The following is a 15,107-nucleotide window of genomic DNA, read 5'->3' as shown; positions in this document are numbered from 1 at the left end:
TCGGCGATATCGAACTGCAGACCGCGCTGGAGGCCCGGGCACCGCTGGCGAACGCGCTTTCACTGCTGAGTGCGCCCTTGAGCAATGCGCTGTGCCATCACCGGCTCAAGCTGCTGGCACGCAAGGATTCGCTCACCGGCCTCGGCAATCGCATGGCGCTCGACGCATCACTCGCCACCGAACTGGCCCGCGCATCGCTTCGGACATCCGTTCGCGTTACTGGTGGTCGACATCGATCACTTCAAGCGCATCAACGACTGCTTTGGACACAGCGCGGGCGATCAGGTGCTGCGCACCGTGGCGGCGCAGATCACCGATTGTCTGCGTCCCTACGATCAGGCGTTTCGCTTTGGTGGCGAGGAATTCGTGGTGATGCTGAGCCAGACGGCCCAGGTCAAGGGCATGGAAATCGCGGAGCGTATCCGCCAGCGTATCGCGACGCATCGCAAGCCAGACGGCGGATCGGCACCAACGATCACGGTGAGTATCGGCTGCGGCGAATTCCGTCACGATGAAACCATCGGCGAGCTGTTCGATCGCGCGGACCGTGCGCTTTATGCCGCCAAGAACCAGGGCCGCAACCGGGTCGTCGCCGCCAGCTGATCAGCGCTTGCGCCGGGTGGTCGCGGCACGCGCGCTTGCCGACCGCGTGGTTGCCACGCGGGTAACCGGTGCGCGCCTGGCGCGTTGCTCGCGACGCTGTTGCGGCTCGCCCGCTTCCGCTGCCTGCTGCAAACCCACGCTGGCACCCAGCAGCGCAACCTCTGCCTCGGTCAATTCGCGCCAGGTGCCGCGGCGCTCCCGCGGCCCGAGCACCACGCCCCCGAAGCGTACCCGCTTGAGGCGGCTGACCTTGCAGCCCTGCGATTCCCAAAGCCGCCGCACCTCGCGGTTACGGCCCTCGCGCAACACCACCGAGAACCAGCGATTGCTGCCCGAGCCTCCCGGCTGTTCACGTACCTCGTCGAACGAGGCCATGCCATCGTCCAGGGCCACGCCCTCGCGCAACCGCGCCAGCAGCGCCGCATCCACCTCGCCGAGCACCCGCACCAGGTACTCGCGCTCGATTTGCCGGCCCGGATGCATCAATCGCGCGGCCAGTTCACCGGAGTCCGTTGCCAGCAGCAGGCCGCTGGTGTTGAAATCGAGTCGGCCCACGATCACCCAGCGCGCATCGCGTATCCGTGGCAAAGCGCCGAACACGGTTGGCCGCCCCTCCGGATCGCGACGACTGCAGATTTCCCCTTCCGGCTTGTTGTAGGCGAGCACCCGGGGCGCGCTCGCCGCGGCCCGGGCCACGCGCACCGCCCGGCCATCGACCAGCACGCTGTCATCGGGTCCGACCTTCTGCCCCAACGTGGCCACGCGCCCGTTCAGCTGGATACGCCCCGCCTCTATCCAGCGCTCGATCTCGCGTCGCGAACCCAGCCCGGCGTCCGCAAGGGCTTTCTGCAGACGCACCGGATCGGTCACGATCGCTCGTCCCGGAACGCATCGGTTGCCCCGGAGTGATCCGGATCAGCGTCCGCTTCGGGGGCCGCTGAGGGTTCCGGTTCGTCCCCCGTCCCGGCACCGAATTCCTGCTCTGCGGTATCCATATCCGCGTCCGGCTCGACATCGAATCGAGCGATTGCGGTTGCGTCCGCCTCGCAGGCCCCGTCCGACCCGGCGAGGACATCCTCCGCGGGGGCGCTTTGCACATCGATCGCCAGCTCCAGCACCGGGCTCACCTGCTCGAAGTCCTTGATCTCGGCCAGCGTCGGCAACTGGTCGAGCCCGCTCAGCCCGAAATGATCGAGAAACTGGCGCGTCGTCGCAAACAGTTCCGGGCGCCCCGGCACATCACGCTGCCCGACTACCCGCACCCACTCGCGCTCCTGCAGCGTGCGGATGATGTTCGGGTTGACCGCCACGCCGCGGATCTCCTCGATATCGCCACGCGTGATCGGCTGGCGATAAGCAATGAGCGACAGCGTCTCGAGCAGGGCGCGGGAGTAACGCGCGGGCTTTTCATCCCACAGCCTGGCTATCCACGGCGCAAATTGCTGGCGCACCTGCAGCCGGTAGCCGCTTGCGACCTCGCGCAGTTCCAGCGCGCGCCCGGCGCAATCGGCCCGCAATTCCTCCAGCGCCGTACCCAGCTCCTCGTCGCCCGGGCGGCTCGGGGCATCGAACAGGTCCGCGATTTCCGCCAGCGTGAGTGCCCGCCCCGCCGCCAGCAGCGCACCTTCAATTATCGACTTCAATTGCATCCTGCCCTCGCGGCCTTACGTGAATGGGTCCAAACGGTTCCGACTGCACCATTTCTACCAGCGACTCCTTGATCAGCTCCATGATCGCGAGGAAGGTGACGACCACGCCCATGCGTCCCTCCTCCACCGTGAACAGCGCGACAAAGGGCACGAAGTGCGGTGTCTGCAGGCGCGCCAGAACCTGTGCCATGCGCTCGCGCGTCGACAACTTCTCGAACTGGATATGATGACTGCCGTGCAGTGTGGCACGACGTACCACATCGCTGAAGGCCAGCAGCAATTCGCGCAGATCGACCTGCGGATGGACGCGGCTGCGGCGAATTTCCGGTGGCTCCGCATTGGCCGCAAACACGTCGCGTTCGAGGCGCGGCAGCGAATCGATGTCCTCGGCCGCCTGCTTGAATTGTTCATACTCCTGCAGGCGCCGGATCAGGCTCGCGCGTGGATCGAGTTCCTCATCCAGCCCGCTTTCCTGGCGCGGCAGCAGCATGCGCGACTTGATCTCGGCGAGCATCGCCGACATCACCAGGTATTCCGCCGCCAGCTCGAAGTGCACTGCATCCATCAGCTCGACGTACTGCATGTACTGTTCGGTGATCCGGGCCACGTTGATCTCGAGAATATCGAGATTCTGGCGCCTTATCAGGTACAGCAGCAGGTCGAGAGGGCCTTCGAAGGTCTCGAGAAAGACCTCCAGTGCCTCGGGCGGGATATACAGATCGCGCGGCAGCACCATGAGCGGCTTGCCATGCACCAGCGCGAACGGCAATTCCTGTTGCCCGGACGCTTCTTCGCGACGTCGGCGCCTGAACCGGGACCGATGCCAGCGGTTCGATCAATTCCTGCGCGCAGTTGTCACTGGCATCAGAATGCGTCAAGTGGGCTCCATTCGGGCAGATTTCCATGCAGACAGAAGACGGGCGATTATAACGGGCGCGATGGCGCCGGCCCACCCGTATATCACTCGAAGACCGCCGCATCACCCTTGCCGCGGCGGATGATCTCGGGCGCTTCGCCCGCCAGGTCGATCACCGTCGTGGGTTCGAGCCCGCAACTGCCTCCGTCGACGATCACATCGACCAGGTGCTCGAGCCGCTCGCGGATATCCTCCGGGTCATTCAACGGCAACTCCTCGCCCGGCAGTGACAACGTGACGCTCATGATCGGCTCATCGAGCGCCTCGAGCAGCGCCAGCGCAATGGCATTGTCCGGCACCCGCATGCCGATGGTCTTGCGCTTGGGATGCATCAGCCGTCGCGGAACCTCCGGGGTCGCGCGCAGGATGAAGGTATAAGGACCCGGAGTATGGGTGCGCAGCAGGCGGTAGCTGGCGTTGTCGACCTGCGCATAGGTGGAGAGTTCGGACAGGTCGCGGCACATCAGGGTAAAATTGTGCCGCACATCGAGACGCCGGATCGCGCGGATGCGATCGAGCGCGGCCTTGTCGCCAATATGACAACCCAGCGCGTAGGCGGAATCCGTGGGATAGACGATCACCGCCCCGCGCCGCAACTGCTCCACGACCAGGCTCACCAGCCGCGGCTGGGGATTGAGGGGATGGATCTGGAAAAACTGGCTCAAGGCATCGCTTCCGCTGAATAGTGGGCCCGCGAGACCGGGTCGTCGAGGCAACCCGGACGGGCGGCGAGTGTACGGCCTGCCCGCGGGTCGATCAAACCCATGCGTTCCAGACCGGTTCGAGAAAGTCCGGGAGCGGCGGAATCCGCGAGGGCAAGCGCCAGCCCTGTTCGCTCGAATGCAAATCGCTGCCAGCGGAGGCGCGCAGTCCGTGCGAGCGCGCAAGACCGGCGGCCAGCGCCAGCTTCGCCTCCTCCAGGCCCGGAAGCGCCACCTCGATCGCCTCTCCACCACACTCCCTGAAGGCACCGACCAGCGCATTCAGCTGGCGGCGTGACAGCTCGTAGGCCAGCGGATGTGCCAGCACCGCGATTCCACCGGCCGCCCGGATCCAGGCAATGGCGTGCTCGAGTTCCGGCCACAGTACCGCGCTGGCCGCCGGCTTGCCTTTGCCCAGGTACTTGCGAAACGCGGCCTCGATATTGCGCACCCGACCGCTCTCGACCAGGAAGCGGGCGAAATGCGGGCGTCCCAGCATGCTGCCCTGCGCCAGCCGTTCGGCACCCTCGAGCGCACCGCGCACCCCGAGATGCTCGAGCCGCGCACCGATACGCTCCGCGCGCTCGCGCCGACACTGTGCCTGCATCGCAACCGCGTTACGCAGCGGCAAATGATCCGCATCGAAGCCGAGCCCCACCACATGGATCTCGCGTCCGTTCGAGGCGCTGGAGAACTCGATCCCGGAAATGAGCCTGGGACCGCCGTGGGCCACCGCTGCGCCGGCCTGGACCTGATCCCAGCCGTCCAGCGTGTCATGGTCGGTGAAGGCCGTCAGGGCGGTGCCCTCGGCGGCCTGCAGCGCCAGCATTGCCTGTGGCGAAAGCTCTCCGTCGGAGGCGAGAGTATGGGTATGCAAGTCGACGAGCACGAAATTTGCCTGTGTGGAACATGAGCGCGGCGGCTAGAATAACGGATTTGCGCTGCCATACTCTCACCAGCGTCTTTTCACGACCCGGCGATCAGCGACACAACATGAAGCAAATTGCGGAACTCGTTCCCATCATTCTTTTCTTTGCGGTCTACCAGTTCGATGGCCGCACCGTCGAATTGTGGGGCTGGCACTATCGCTTCGACGGCATCTATTCCGCCACCTGGATTCTGATCCTCGCGACACTGGGACAGGTCGTCCTGACCCGCCTGATCACCGGTCACATCGAGAAACGCCTGCTGCTGCTTGCGGCAACCGTGCTGGTGTTCGGCGGCGCGACGCTGGCCCTGCGCAACCAGTTGTTCATCCAGTGGAAGCCAACCATCTTCAACTGGGTGCTGGCGGGCATTTTTGCCGGCACCTCGATGTGGACCGGCAAAACGGTCATGCAGCGCGCAATGGGGGCTCAACTCACGTTGCCCGAGCGCGTCTGGCGCCAGTTGAACCTGCTGTGGATCGCGAATTTCCTGGTGGTTGGCGCGCTGAACCTCTACGTTGCCTACCGTTTCAGCGAAGCGACCTGGGTGAGTTACAAGCTCTACAGTGCCATCGGCTTCACGCTGGTATTGAGTGCGCTGACCGTGCTTTTGATCATGCCGCACCTCGAGGCGGACAAGGACGGGCCGCCAGCGGATTCCAATTGACGCCTGCGCGAGATCATCAAACCATGCTGTTTTACGCCATCATCGCCGAAGACAACGCCGACACCCTGGCACAGCGTCTCGCGGCCCGCCCGGAGCATCTGGCAAGGCTGCGGGCGCTGCAGGATGCAGGACGCCTGCTGCTGGCCGGACCGCACCCCGCCGTGGATTGCGAGGATCCCGGAGAAGCGGGCTTTTCCGGCAGCCTGATCGTCGCGCACTTCGACAGCCTTGACGCGGCAGAGCAATGGGCCGCGGCCGACCCTTATGTGGCGGCCGGCGTATATGCCCGTGTCAGCGTCAAGCCGTTTCGCAAGGTGCTACCCTGAGGCCCGCATCCGGCAACGAGCGAGACCATTTGACAGGCCACTGAATCTAGCTAAATTAATGAGTTAGTGATGAAACTGAACAATTTCCCAGAGTATTTCCCCATGTTCTCCCGATTGCTCTGCCTGCTCCTGCTTACAGGCACCATTGCGGTTTCCGCCCAGGCACAGGAACGCTACATCGAAGATACCGTGTTCGTGCCGCTGCGCACCGGTGGCAGCACCGAACACCGGGTCGTTCACCAGGGTCTGCCGAGCGGCACCGCGGTGACCGTGCTCGAGGAGGACCGGGAACTGGGCTGGAGCCGGGTACGTACTCACGACGGCAACGAAGGCTGGCTGCCAAGCCGCTACCTGAAGCGCGAACCCGGTGCCCGCTATCAGGTGCTGAGCGCGTTGCACGCGCTCGGGCAACCCGAGGATGGCAGCGTGAGCCTGAGCACTGCCATCGAGCAACTGCGCAAGGACGCCGACGCAGCGATGGCGACCCGCGATGCCCTGCAGACCGAACTGGTCGAGTTGCGCCAGCTTTCGAACAATGCAACAACGCTCGACGCGAACAACCGCACGCTCACCGAGACGGTGCAGATGCTCAAAAACCAGATCAGCGTGCTGGAGGCCGACAACGCACGCCTGCACGACGAAGCCTGGCAAAAATGGTTCATCAATGGCGTCTGGGCGACCGGGATCGGCGGATTCCTCACGCTGGTGCTGCCACGCATCATCCCGCGCCGCAAACGCCGCTCCGAGTGGGGCTGAACGAGGTCCCGCGCATTCCCTGATCCAGGAGATCACATGACACGACTGTTATCCGTTGCCGCGCTCCTGCTCGGCGCCCTGCTGTCCCCGCTGCTCGGCGCCGAATCAAACCCGCAGGTGCTCATCAAGACCAATGCCGGTGAAATCCGCCTGGAATTGTACCCGCTCGAATCGCCACAGGCAGTGGCCAATTTCCTCGCCTATGTCGACAGCGGCCATTACGTGGGCACCATCTTTCACCGCGTGATTCCCAATTTCATGATCCAGGGTGGAGGATTCACCGACAAGATGATCGAGAAGCCGGTTCGCGACCCGGTGCCGAACGAATCCCGCAACCATCTGCACAACGAACGCGGCACGATCGCGATGGCGCGCACCGAGGATCCCGACAGCGCCACTGCACAGTTCTTCATCAACGTGCGCTCCAACCTCAGGCTCGATTTCGACTACGTCAGCCGCAAACCGGGCTACACCGTATTCGGCAAGGTGATCGAGGGAATGGACGTGGTCGACGGAATCGCCCTGGTCGAAACCCACACCGTTGCCGCCTATGACGATGTGCCGCGCAACCCGATCATCATCGAGAAGGCCCAACGCATCGAATGAGTATCTGCCTGTCGCTCAACCTCAACAAGATCGCGCTGATCCGCAATTCACGCCCGGGCGATTACCCGAGCGTGACCGCGCACGCGCGACTGGCGGTAGCGGCGGGCGCCGATGGAATCACCGTGCACCCGCGACCCGACCAGCGCCATATTCGCGCCAGCGACGTGCCGGCATTGGCCGCCATTCTGGACGTGGAACTCAATGTCGAAGGCAACCCTTTTGCGGGAGCGGCCCGCAGCACGCGCGCGGACGTGGGCGACTATCCGGGATTCCTGCCGCTGGTGCGCGCGGTAAAACCTGCGCAATGCACCCTGGTTCCCGATGACGAGCAGCAACTCACCTCCGATCACGGTTTCGACCTGCGCCGCGACGGCGCACGGCTACGCCCGGTCATCGACGAGTTGCATGCGCTGGGCATCCGCGCAAGCCTGTTCATGGATCCGGATCCGCAACAAATGGTGCTGGCGCGCGCAGTCGGCGCCGATCGCATCGAGTTGTACACGGGCCCGTATGCGGCGGCCTTCGCGGCCGGCGCAGCACCACGGAAAATTCTCGAACCCTATATCGCCGCCGCCAACAGCGCCCTCGACGCAGGCCTCGGGTTGAATGCGGGGCACGATCTGAACCTGCTGAACCTGCCCGATTTTGCCCGTGTCCCGGGCTTGCTGGAGGTATCCATCGGACATGCGTTCACGGTGGATGCGCTCCATCTCGGCTTCGAGCGCGCGGTGCGCGCCTATCGACAATGCCTGGGGCAGATCGGCTGAACGCGCCCGACGATCCCCTGACCGACTTCTCGGTCTGCGACTGCGCTCGCTATCTCGAGCATCTTGCCCACACCAGCGTGCACCACCAGATGGTGGTTGCCAGCGAAGATGTCATCAACCAGTTCGGTATCGTGCTGCTGCGCCGCGGAACGCCGCTGGGTGCACTGGCGGCGGAGAAGATGCGCGGTCACCGCCTGAACAGGCCGGTCGACGAGGTACTTCGCCTGCGCCGCCCCCCCGATGCCGCGCGCCTGGCCGGGATCTTCCTGGAGTTTCCCGGCACCGAGCCCGATCTGCGCCGGATCAACGAGCACTTCCGGTTCGAGGGTCGGGTGCATCATCTGTGCCACGCGATCGACTGGCAACCTGCCCTGCTGCAGCAGTTGGGCGTGATGCAGCATACATTGCCGCGCGTGTTCCATCGCGCGCTGTTCTCGGCCTGGCTCGGCTCGCTGATCGCCAGCGAGCGCGACTTCGAACCCGAGGACCTCGCCCTGGTGTTCCAGGCAGGACTGTTCCACGACCTCGGCCTGCTGCATATCGATCCGGCGCTGGCCGACAGGAGATCCGGAATTTCCGCCGAGGACTGGCAGTCCATCCAGAGTCACGTGCCGATCGGTGCGGCCATCGTGCGCCGGTTTGCGCCCGACCAGGAGCGTCTGGCCCAGGTGCTCGAGCAGCATCACGAGCGCGCCGATGGCGCCGGTTACCCGCGCGGCAGCGCCATTGCCGAACTCGAAGCGCCGGCGCTGATCATCTCGCTGAGCGACATGGTCCATGGGTTGCGCTTCCCCGATGCGCTGCCCGCCACGGCGACACTCACCGACTGCATGCCGTTCCTGCGTGTGAACCGCCGCACTTTTGCCGAGGCAAACTACGTGGCGGCAGCGCGCGTGCTGTTCGGTTCCCGGTCAGCGCCGGCACCCGCAAACAGCGGACCAGAGCCGCCCTCGGCGCGGGAGCTGATCGAGGCCAACCGCTCACTGACCGCGCTGCTGCAATCGATTTCCGGGTTGCGCCGCGTGCTGGATGACTGCGGCGGAAATCGTCTCGCGGGCAGCCTGCAGAATCTCATTGCACAGGTACAGTGGGTCGCGCTGTCATCGGGGCTTGGCAACGAGGCGCTCGAACCCTGGCTGGAGTCTGGCGACAGCGACGCGGCGACAGCCGCCAGCCTGATCGAGATCCAGGCCACGACCCGCGAAGTGCTCTGGCTGGTGCGACGGATCGTGCGGATGCTGGACCAACTGCTCGCCAGCGACGAACCGCCCGCGAACGCCACCGCGCTGGCGCCGCTCGGCGCGAGCATCGGCGAAGCACTCGCCCGCGCCTGGGAACTCCACCAGGCTCCTGGCTGAGCGAGGGCAGACTGCAAGACCTCGCGCGAGCGAGGCAGCAACCGTCTTGCGTCTTGCCGCTGTCTCCGGCATGGGCAACTGACGGCAGGATCGCTCCTCCGGACCGCGCTTCAGGCCTGCTCGTCGAGATAGCGGCTGTACAGAAACGCCAGGAAGCGCTCGACGCCGTACATCACCAACTCACTGCGCAACGAGCGGAAAATATCGAATGCGTGCTGCGCACCGGCGATCTCGGCATAACCGACCGCCTGGCCCGAAACGCCACCCAGCACCTCGGCAAAGCGACGGGCTTCCGCCACCGCGCACAGGCTGTCCTTGTCACCATGGATGACCAGAAACGGCGGTGCCCCGGCATGCACCCGGGATATCGGCGAGGACTGGCGATACAGCTCGGGCGATTCGGCATAGGAAGTCTTGAGAATGTAGGACTCCAGGGCATCGAGCAGCACCTGGTTCGGCTTCAGTCCCAGGTGATTGGTGAAGTCATAGACCCCGTAGAACGGTACGCAGCCACGGACACTGGTGTCGGCCTGTTCGAAACCGGGCTGGAACTGCGGATCGTTGGCGCTCAGCGCGAGCAGCGAGCACAGATGGCCCCCGGCCGAGCCGCCGGTGGCGACGATGAAATCGGGGTTGCCGCCATAGCGTGAAATATTCTCCTTGACCCACGCCAGCGCCTGCTTGCAATCGATGATATGCGCCGGGAATGTCGACGTCGGGCTGAGGCGGTAATCGACGCTCACGCAGACCCAGCCGCGCGCTGCCATATGGTTCATCAGCGGCCTGGCCTGCTCGTTCTTGCTGCCCATTTTCTCGGTCCAGCCCCCGCCATGAACCTGCAACAGTACCGGGCAATCGGCGGGCTTGTCCCGATGCTGGTAGACATCGAGCTTCAGCCGCATGCCTTCGGCCTCGGCGTAGACGATGTCCCGGATGCGCAGCACCTCCGGCAGATCGAGCCGGAACGGGTGCAGCAGATTTTGCGGCAATACCGAAACCGGAAACCGCGCGCTCAGTCCGGGACGGATACGACTGCGATAATCCACCCCGAGCGCGCGCTGCAAGGCGGCTTCCATCACTGCAGCGGCATTGCCGGAGCGCACGAAATACACCAGCATGGCCGCCCACGATGCCAGCAAGGCACAGACGCTCAGCGCATCGCCGAAGCCGTGAACATCGTGCTTGGCCAGCAACAGCAACACCAGCAGGACCTGCACCACCAGCACGAACGGCAGCAACTCGCCGACCAGCCAGCCAAATACAAAACTGAGCATGTGCCCCCACTTGTGGCGCAGCATCGGATGGTAGAGATTGAGGGTCAGCAGCGCACTCGGCAGCGCAATCGCAAACAACCAGCAGTTCATCTTCTCTTTCTCTCCGCAACGGTGCCCGGGAATGTGGGGCACATTAATCGAAAGCCGCGGCGCGCGCCAACCCGTATCGGTTGACCCTGCACGGGGGGCGCGCTAGCCTGCAACCTCAATCGAGGGATCCCCGTATGAAAGCCCGCGAAGACGACCGACTGGGAACGTATGACGACGGCAGCGCCTCGCGTCGCCGTCCCCTGCTGTTTCTGGTGATTGCCGTCCTGGTGATCGGCGCGCTTGGCCTCGCCCTGCGCGCGCTGCTGAGTTCGCCCGAACCGGCCGCGGTAGAGATCAGCAATGCACCGGCCGCTACGGGCACGATATCCACCCTGGAGCCAAGGCAGGCCGCCGGCAATTCGCCGCCACCGAGCGCGGCGACAGAGGCTGCGGAGGGTGCACCGCCACTGCCCGAACTCGAGCACAGCGATCCGGAGGTACGGGCCACGCTCGCCGACATCCTGCCCGCAATCGCGCAGCCAAGCCTGCAGGCGGATGAATTGTTGCGCCGCGCCTCGATCCAGGCCGATGGCTTCGGGCACGGCAAGCTGCTGCGCGACAAACTGCCGTTGCCGGCGGTTCCCGGCAAGCTGATGGTGGAGCAACGTGGCGACCAATGGTTTCTCGCACCGGCCAATTTCGCGCGCTACGATGCGCTGGCCGACGCAGCGGCAGAGCTCGATACCGATGCACTGGCGCGCTGGTTCAACCGCTACGAACCGCTGCTGCAGGAAGCGGTCAGCGAACTCGGCAACGGCGATCGCAATGTCCGCAGCCTGTTGCTTGCCGGGCTCGACCTGATGCTGGCGGCACCCACCCCGGACGCGGAAATCGAACTGGTCCGTCCGTCCGTGTTCTACAAGTTCGCCGATCCCGCACTCGAGGCCTTGCCGGAAACCCAGAAATTGCTGATACGCATGGGTCCGCGCAACCGCGAACTGGTGCTCGACCGCGTGCGCAGGCTGCGCGCCTCGCTCGGCGGTTGAGAGCGGGCAAACCGCGCTACAGGTACTTCTCGATGATATCGGCGCCATTGAATTCCGCGCCCAGTACCGCGATGAACGTATAGACACCGATCAGCTTGCGGTTCAGGAACACGAATTCGCTGGGCGGCACCTGGAACCAGGTGCTGAATGCCGCGCGCGAGGCCTGCCGCGCAATCCTTCGCGGCAGATCACTGTGCTTCCAGCGGTATTGACCGCTGGCGCTGAGCGCCTCGCGCGGCACATTGCCCGCGTGTCCGACCAGCGGCTCGATCACTCCCGCGCAGACTTTCGCGAACGAGCGCTGCACCGCCTGCGGAAAGTGCGGCTGCATGAAACGCAGGTCGAGCGCCCCCTGCATCACGCGCTCGATGTCGCCGTGGTACGCCCCGCGGATCATCTCCGCGAGCGGATCGATAAAGCTGTCCGGATATTCCTGGACCGCGCCGAAATCGAGCAACACCAGCCGATCGTGCCCGCGCCGGGTGGTGGCGGGACGCACCCGGTAATTGCCGAAGTTCGGATCGGTCTGCAGTTCACGCCACTCGAATATCTCGCGCAGGAACAGTTCCAGGAACGCGCGTCCGAGTTCGTTGCGTCGCTCGAGCGGCAGCGCCTCGACATCCGCGCTGGTAACGCTGTAACCATGCTCGAAGCTGGTCGCGAGCACATGCGCGCTCGAATAGTCGGCCAGAACCTCGGGAACCACGAAGCGGGTGTCACGGCGCAGATGATCGTGAAACTGCGCCGTCTTGCGCGCCTCGCGGACGTAATCGACCTCGCGGTGCAGCATGGCTCGCACCTCGTCGAGCCACGCGCCGAATTCTTCGCTGCTGCCCAGCATCCTGCCAATCTGCAACAGCCCGACCACCGCATCGATATCCGAATCGATCGCCGCCGCCACGCCCGGGTACTGGATCTTCAGGCACAGCGCCTTCCCGTCGAGCTTGCGATGCGCCAGGTGAACCTGGCCAAGCGATGCCGCTCCGATCGGCACCGGATCGATCTCGAGCTCGGCGATGCGCCGGCGTCCGATTTCGCGCTCGAGCTCGCGCCGGATCACCGGCCATTCGAGTGCCACGGTCCGGTCTTCGAGCGTATGCAGCGCAGCGGTCACTTCCTCGGGCAGGAAATGCTCTCCATACAGGGCCATCATCTGCCCGATCTTGACCACGCTGCCCTTGAGCTTGCCCAGTTCCTCCACCAGGTAGCGCGCCTGCTCGCCGAGCGCTTCACGACGGCGCGCCTCGCGCTGCTCGCGCGGCAGGAACATCGTGGATGCCGAACTGGCGACGTAGCGTGTTCCCGCCAGCAAACCCATGCGGGTGAGACTCAGGCGACGCTCGAAGCTGCCCGTCTTGATTCGATTCAGGGTATCGGCTTTTTTCCCGCTCATGTTCGCCTCGCGCTCTATCACGATAATGTAACGCATCGGGACTATAATGCGCCTGCCCATCAGGCTTGCGATTGACCCGATCGATGACGCCGGGCGTGATCGGGCGCGTGCCAGCCGATGGAGACATGCGATGACGGAATCCAGCGCGCAACCCGAGCGCGACGCGGTATATGCCGCGCCCCGCGACCAGGTCGGGGCATTTCATTTCGACGCCGAGGTTGCCGGGGTGTTCGCGGACATGATTGCCCGCTCGGTGCCAGGCTACGCGCTCACCCTGCAGATGATCGCCGTCGCAACCCGCGAGTACGCCCGCCCGGGCCGGATCTGTTACGACCTCGGCTGCTCGCTTGGCGCTTCAACGCTCAGTATCCGCCACCATGCACCCGCCGGATCGCGGGTCGTCGGTATCGACAATTCGCCCGCAATGGTCGAGCGCTGCCGTGCCATCGTGGCGGTGGATCCCTGCCCGATACCGGTGGATATACGCTGCGCGGACCTGTTGCAGTGCGAGTTTGGCGAGGCCGCGCTGATCACGATGAATTTCACCCTCCAGTTCATCCCACCGCAGGCAAGGGAACCCCTGCTCGGACGCCTGGCCGAGGCGCTCGATCCCGGTGGCTGCCTGGTCCTGTCGGAAAAAATCGCGTTCGATGACCCGCGCGAGCAGGAGCTGCTGCAGACGCTGCATCATGGCTTCAAGCACATGCGGGGTTACAGCGAACTGGAGATCGCGCAGAAGCGCGCGGCACTCGAGAACGTGCTGCTGCCGGAGACTCTCGACACCCACAGACGCCGCCTCGCGGCAGCCGGTTTCAGCCGGGTCACGGTATGGCTGCAATGCCTGAACTTTGTGTCTCTGCTGGCCCTGAAATGAAGCTCGCGGACGATATCGAGGTGCTTCGCTCGGCGCCGCTCGGCAGCGCGGGACCGGCCCTGTGCATGCTGCTCGAGCGCTGCCTCGCGGCGCCGCGTCACGGCGATGCCGCTGCCTGGGAGGCCGCCATCGCAGCCCTGCCCGAACTGCGGCCCTCGCGCATCGAACTCGCACAGGACGTGGTGCGTATCGGGCTCGAGAGCGATGCGACAGCCGCGCAACGTACACAGCTCGAGACGGCGCTGCAGGCACTGCACCCATGGCGCAAGGGGCCGTTCTCGCTGTTCGGCGTCACCATCGACAGCGAGTGGCGCTCGGATCGCAAATGGTGCCGCCTGCAGGATCACATCGCGCCGCTCGCAGGCCGCGTGGTGCTCGATGTGGGCTGCGGCAACGGCTACTACATCTGGCGCATGCTCGGCGCCGGAGCGCGATTCGTGCTGGGCGTGGATCCAACGCTGCGTTTCCTCGCCCAGTTCCAGGCACTGCGCCACTACATGATGCCCACTCCGCCCGCGGTCCTGTTGCCGCTGCGCGGCGAAGATCTGCCGCCGCGCATGGGCTGTTTCGACACGGTATTCTCCATGGGCGTCATCTACCACCGGCGGGCACCACTGGAACACCTCGCGGAGCTGCTCGAGGCGTTGCGCCCCGGCGGTGAACTGGTACTCGAGACCCTGGTCATCCCCGGCGATGCCCAGCAGGTGCTGATACCGGAGGAGCGCTACGCGAAAATGCGCAATGTCTGGTTCATTCCGTCTGCCCCCGCGATGCTGCGCTGGCTCCGGCGCGCCGGGTTCCATGCTGCGCGTCTGATCGACGAACGTGCCACCGGCCCCGACGAGCAGCGCGCCACGCCATGGATGCGCTTCGAGTCGCTTGCGGATTTTCTCGACCCGCAACGCCCCGAACTCACCGTCGAAGGCTATCCGGCACCGCGAAGGGCGCTATTCCTCGCGTACAGACCCGGTGGCTGAGCAGCGCCGAGACGTTGCCCGATGGCTATGCGCGCAGCTGGCATGCGCTCTGCCAGAGCACGGAATTCACCTGCCTGACGGGCAGCGTTTACGGCAAACCGATAGTGTGCGATGGTAATGGCCCGGTGAACATGCGGCACCAATGGTACCGTCGGTTCCGTCTCGATATTGCCGATGCCGGAGAGGAACTCGTCAAACACAAGGAGCACGTGACGCTTCAGGCGCCACGGTAATCGTT

General features: G+C 64.9%; 18 protein-coding genes. 11 read left to right on the top strand and 7 right to left on the bottom strand.

The features are described 5' to 3' along the window. The first annotated feature begins 84 nt into the window (after positions 1-84). Positions 85-603 carry a GGDEF domain-containing protein gene (locus IPF49_05740; GenBank protein MBK6287141.1) on the top strand — a complete coding sequence of 173 codons (519 nt, stop codon included), beginning with the start codon at positions 85-87 and terminating at the stop codon, positions 601-603. Here the strand turns inward: IPF49_05740 and IPF49_05735 are convergent, their stop codons facing one another. The 5 genes from IPF49_05735 to IPF49_05715 form a co-directional block, all read right to left on the bottom strand. Beyond that, positions 604-1,476 (bottom strand): rRNA pseudouridine synthase, encoded by an 873-nt coding sequence (locus tag IPF49_05735; protein MBK6287140.1) that lies wholly within the window; start codon positions 1,474-1,476, stop codon positions 604-606. After that, positions 1,470-2,252 (bottom strand): SMC-Scp complex subunit ScpB, encoded by a 783-nt coding sequence (scpB, locus tag IPF49_05730; GenBank protein ID MBK6287139.1) that lies wholly within the window; start codon positions 2,250-2,252, stop codon positions 1,470-1,472. The genes IPF49_05735 and scpB overlap by 7 nt, the downstream gene beginning before the upstream one ends. After that, complete coding sequence (locus IPF49_05725; protein MBK6287138.1) at positions 2,230-2,988, bottom strand: segregation/condensation protein A; 759 nt, start codon at positions 2,986-2,988, stop codon at positions 2,230-2,232. The genes scpB and IPF49_05725 overlap by 23 nt, the downstream gene beginning before the upstream one ends. 224 nt (positions 2,989-3,212) lie before the next feature. Beyond that, positions 3,213-3,833, bottom strand: a complete 621-nt coding sequence (locus IPF49_05720; GenBank protein ID MBK6287137.1) for a threonylcarbamoyl-AMP synthase — start codon at positions 3,831-3,833, stop codon at positions 3,213-3,215. Between the two features lie 91 nt (positions 3,834-3,924). Further along, positions 3,925-4,758 (bottom strand): PHP domain-containing protein, encoded by an 834-nt coding sequence (locus IPF49_05715; GenBank protein ID MBK6287136.1) that lies wholly within the window; start codon positions 4,756-4,758, stop codon positions 3,925-3,927. A 104-nt stretch (positions 4,759-4,862) separates the two neighbouring features. Here IPF49_05715 and IPF49_05710 point away from each other — a divergent pair, with 104 nt between their 5' ends. From IPF49_05710 to IPF49_05685, 6 genes are all read left to right on the top strand, one after another. Continuing rightward, entirely contained in the window at positions 4,863-5,462 is a 600-nt protein-coding gene (locus tag IPF49_05710; protein ID MBK6287135.1) for a septation protein IspZ, read from the top strand. A gap of 26 nt (positions 5,463-5,488) precedes the next feature. Beyond that, the gene (locus tag IPF49_05705) at positions 5,489-5,788 is read left to right on the top strand and encodes a YciI family protein (protein ID MBK6287134.1); all 300 of its coding nucleotides are present in this window, start codon (positions 5,489-5,491) and stop codon (positions 5,786-5,788) included. 69 nt (positions 5,789-5,857) lie between these two features. After that, positions 5,858-6,544: a TIGR04211 family SH3 domain-containing protein gene (locus IPF49_05700; GenBank protein ID MBK6287133.1), complete on the top strand. Its 687-nt coding sequence runs from the start codon at positions 5,858-5,860 to the stop codon at positions 6,542-6,544. 36 nt (positions 6,545-6,580) lie between these two features. Then, on the top strand, positions 6,581-7,150 hold the full coding sequence (locus IPF49_05695; GenBank protein MBK6287132.1) for a peptidylprolyl isomerase: 570 nt from the start codon (positions 6,581-6,583) through the stop codon (positions 7,148-7,150). After that, a complete protein-coding gene (locus IPF49_05690) occupies positions 7,147-7,917 on the top strand; it encodes a pyridoxine 5'-phosphate synthase (GenBank protein MBK6287131.1) in 771 nt (256 codons plus the stop codon). The genes IPF49_05695 and IPF49_05690 overlap by 4 nt, the downstream gene beginning before the upstream one ends. After that, the gene (locus tag IPF49_05685) at positions 7,896-9,275 is read left to right on the top strand and encodes an HD domain-containing protein (protein MBK6287130.1); all 1,380 of its coding nucleotides are present in this window, start codon (positions 7,896-7,898) and stop codon (positions 9,273-9,275) included. Before IPF49_05690 ends, IPF49_05685 begins: the two co-directional genes overlap by 22 nt. 110 nt (positions 9,276-9,385) lie before the next feature. Here IPF49_05685 and IPF49_05680 read toward each other — a convergent pair whose 3' ends face one another. Next, the gene (locus IPF49_05680; GenBank protein ID MBK6287129.1) at positions 9,386-10,639 is read right to left on the bottom strand and encodes an alpha/beta hydrolase; all 1,254 of its coding nucleotides are present in this window, start codon (positions 10,637-10,639) and stop codon (positions 9,386-9,388) included. Positions 10,640-10,773: 134 nt separating this feature from the next. Here IPF49_05680 and IPF49_05675 point away from each other — a divergent pair, with 134 nt between their 5' ends. Continuing rightward, positions 10,774-11,625: a DUF3014 domain-containing protein gene (locus IPF49_05675; GenBank protein ID MBK6287128.1), complete on the top strand. Its 852-nt coding sequence runs from the start codon at positions 10,774-10,776 to the stop codon at positions 11,623-11,625. Positions 11,626-11,641: 16 nt separating this feature from the next. Here the strand turns inward: IPF49_05675 and IPF49_05670 are convergent, their stop codons facing one another. Next, a complete protein-coding gene (locus IPF49_05670) occupies positions 11,642-13,018 on the bottom strand; it encodes an AarF/ABC1/UbiB kinase family protein (GenBank protein MBK6287127.1) in 1,377 nt (458 codons plus the stop codon). A gap of 130 nt (positions 13,019-13,148) precedes the next feature. On the opposite strand from IPF49_05670, the gene cmoA reads away from it, so the two are divergent. Genes cmoA through IPF49_05655 form a run of 3 tightly spaced genes read left to right on the top strand, consistent with a single transcriptional unit; the run spans position 13,149 to position 15,102 of the window. After that, positions 13,149-13,892, top strand: coding sequence for a carboxy-S-adenosyl-L-methionine synthase CmoA (gene cmoA, locus IPF49_05665; protein ID MBK6287126.1), 744 nt, complete (start codon positions 13,149-13,151; stop codon positions 13,890-13,892). Next, the gene (gene cmoB / locus IPF49_05660; protein MBK6287125.1) at positions 13,856-14,869 is read left to right on the top strand and encodes a tRNA 5-methoxyuridine(34)/uridine 5-oxyacetic acid(34) synthase CmoB; all 1,014 of its coding nucleotides are present in this window, start codon (positions 13,856-13,858) and stop codon (positions 14,867-14,869) included. The genes cmoA and cmoB overlap by 37 nt, the downstream gene beginning before the upstream one ends. 14 nt (positions 14,870-14,883) lie before the next feature. Continuing rightward, positions 14,884-15,102, top strand: a complete 219-nt coding sequence (locus tag IPF49_05655) for a hypothetical protein (protein MBK6287124.1) — start codon at positions 14,884-14,886, stop codon at positions 15,100-15,102. Positions 15,103-15,107: the final 5 nt, after the last annotated feature.

The organism is Gammaproteobacteria bacterium, from assembly GCA_016705365.1.
In the GTDB taxonomy this organism is placed as follows: Bacteria; Pseudomonadota; Gammaproteobacteria; order Pseudomonadales; family UBA5518; genus UBA5518.
The sequence above is the reverse complement of the archived record's forward strand: the minus strand, read 5'-3'. Positions and strand labels throughout refer to the sequence as shown.

Coding starts and splice junctions, on each gene's coding strand:
- IPF49_05740 (MBK6287141.1), top strand. CDS start 85: ATGCGCTGTGCCATCACCGGCTCAAGCTGCTGGCACGCAAGGATTCGC.
- scpB (MBK6287139.1), bottom strand. CDS start 2,252: ATGCAATTGAAGTCGATAATTGAAGGTGCGCTGCTGGCGGCGGGGCGG.
- IPF49_05725 (MBK6287138.1), bottom strand. CDS start 2,988: ATGGTGCTGCCGCGCGATCTGTATATCCCGCCCGAGGCACTGGAGGTC.
- IPF49_05710 (MBK6287135.1), top strand. CDS start 4,863: ATGAAGCAAATTGCGGAACTCGTTCCCATCATTCTTTTCTTTGCGGTC.
- IPF49_05700 (MBK6287133.1), top strand. CDS start 5,858: ATGAAACTGAACAATTTCCCAGAGTATTTCCCCATGTTCTCCCGATTG.
- IPF49_05695 (MBK6287132.1), top strand. CDS start 6,581: ATGACACGACTGTTATCCGTTGCCGCGCTCCTGCTCGGCGCCCTGCTG.
- IPF49_05690 (MBK6287131.1), top strand. CDS start 7,147: ATGAGTATCTGCCTGTCGCTCAACCTCAACAAGATCGCGCTGATCCGC.
- IPF49_05685 (MBK6287130.1), top strand. CDS start 7,896: ATGCCTGGGGCAGATCGGCTGAACGCGCCCGACGATCCCCTGACCGAC.
- IPF49_05680 (MBK6287129.1), bottom strand. CDS start 10,639: ATGAACTGCTGGTTGTTTGCGATTGCGCTGCCGAGTGCGCTGCTGACC.
- IPF49_05675 (MBK6287128.1), top strand. CDS start 10,774: ATGAAAGCCCGCGAAGACGACCGACTGGGAACGTATGACGACGGCAGC.
- IPF49_05670 (MBK6287127.1), bottom strand. CDS start 13,018: ATGAGCGGGAAAAAAGCCGATACCCTGAATCGAATCAAGACGGGCAGC.
- cmoA (MBK6287126.1), top strand. CDS start 13,149: ATGACGGAATCCAGCGCGCAACCCGAGCGCGACGCGGTATATGCCGCG.
- cmoB (MBK6287125.1), top strand. CDS start 13,856: ATGCCTGAACTTTGTGTCTCTGCTGGCCCTGAAATGAAGCTCGCGGAC.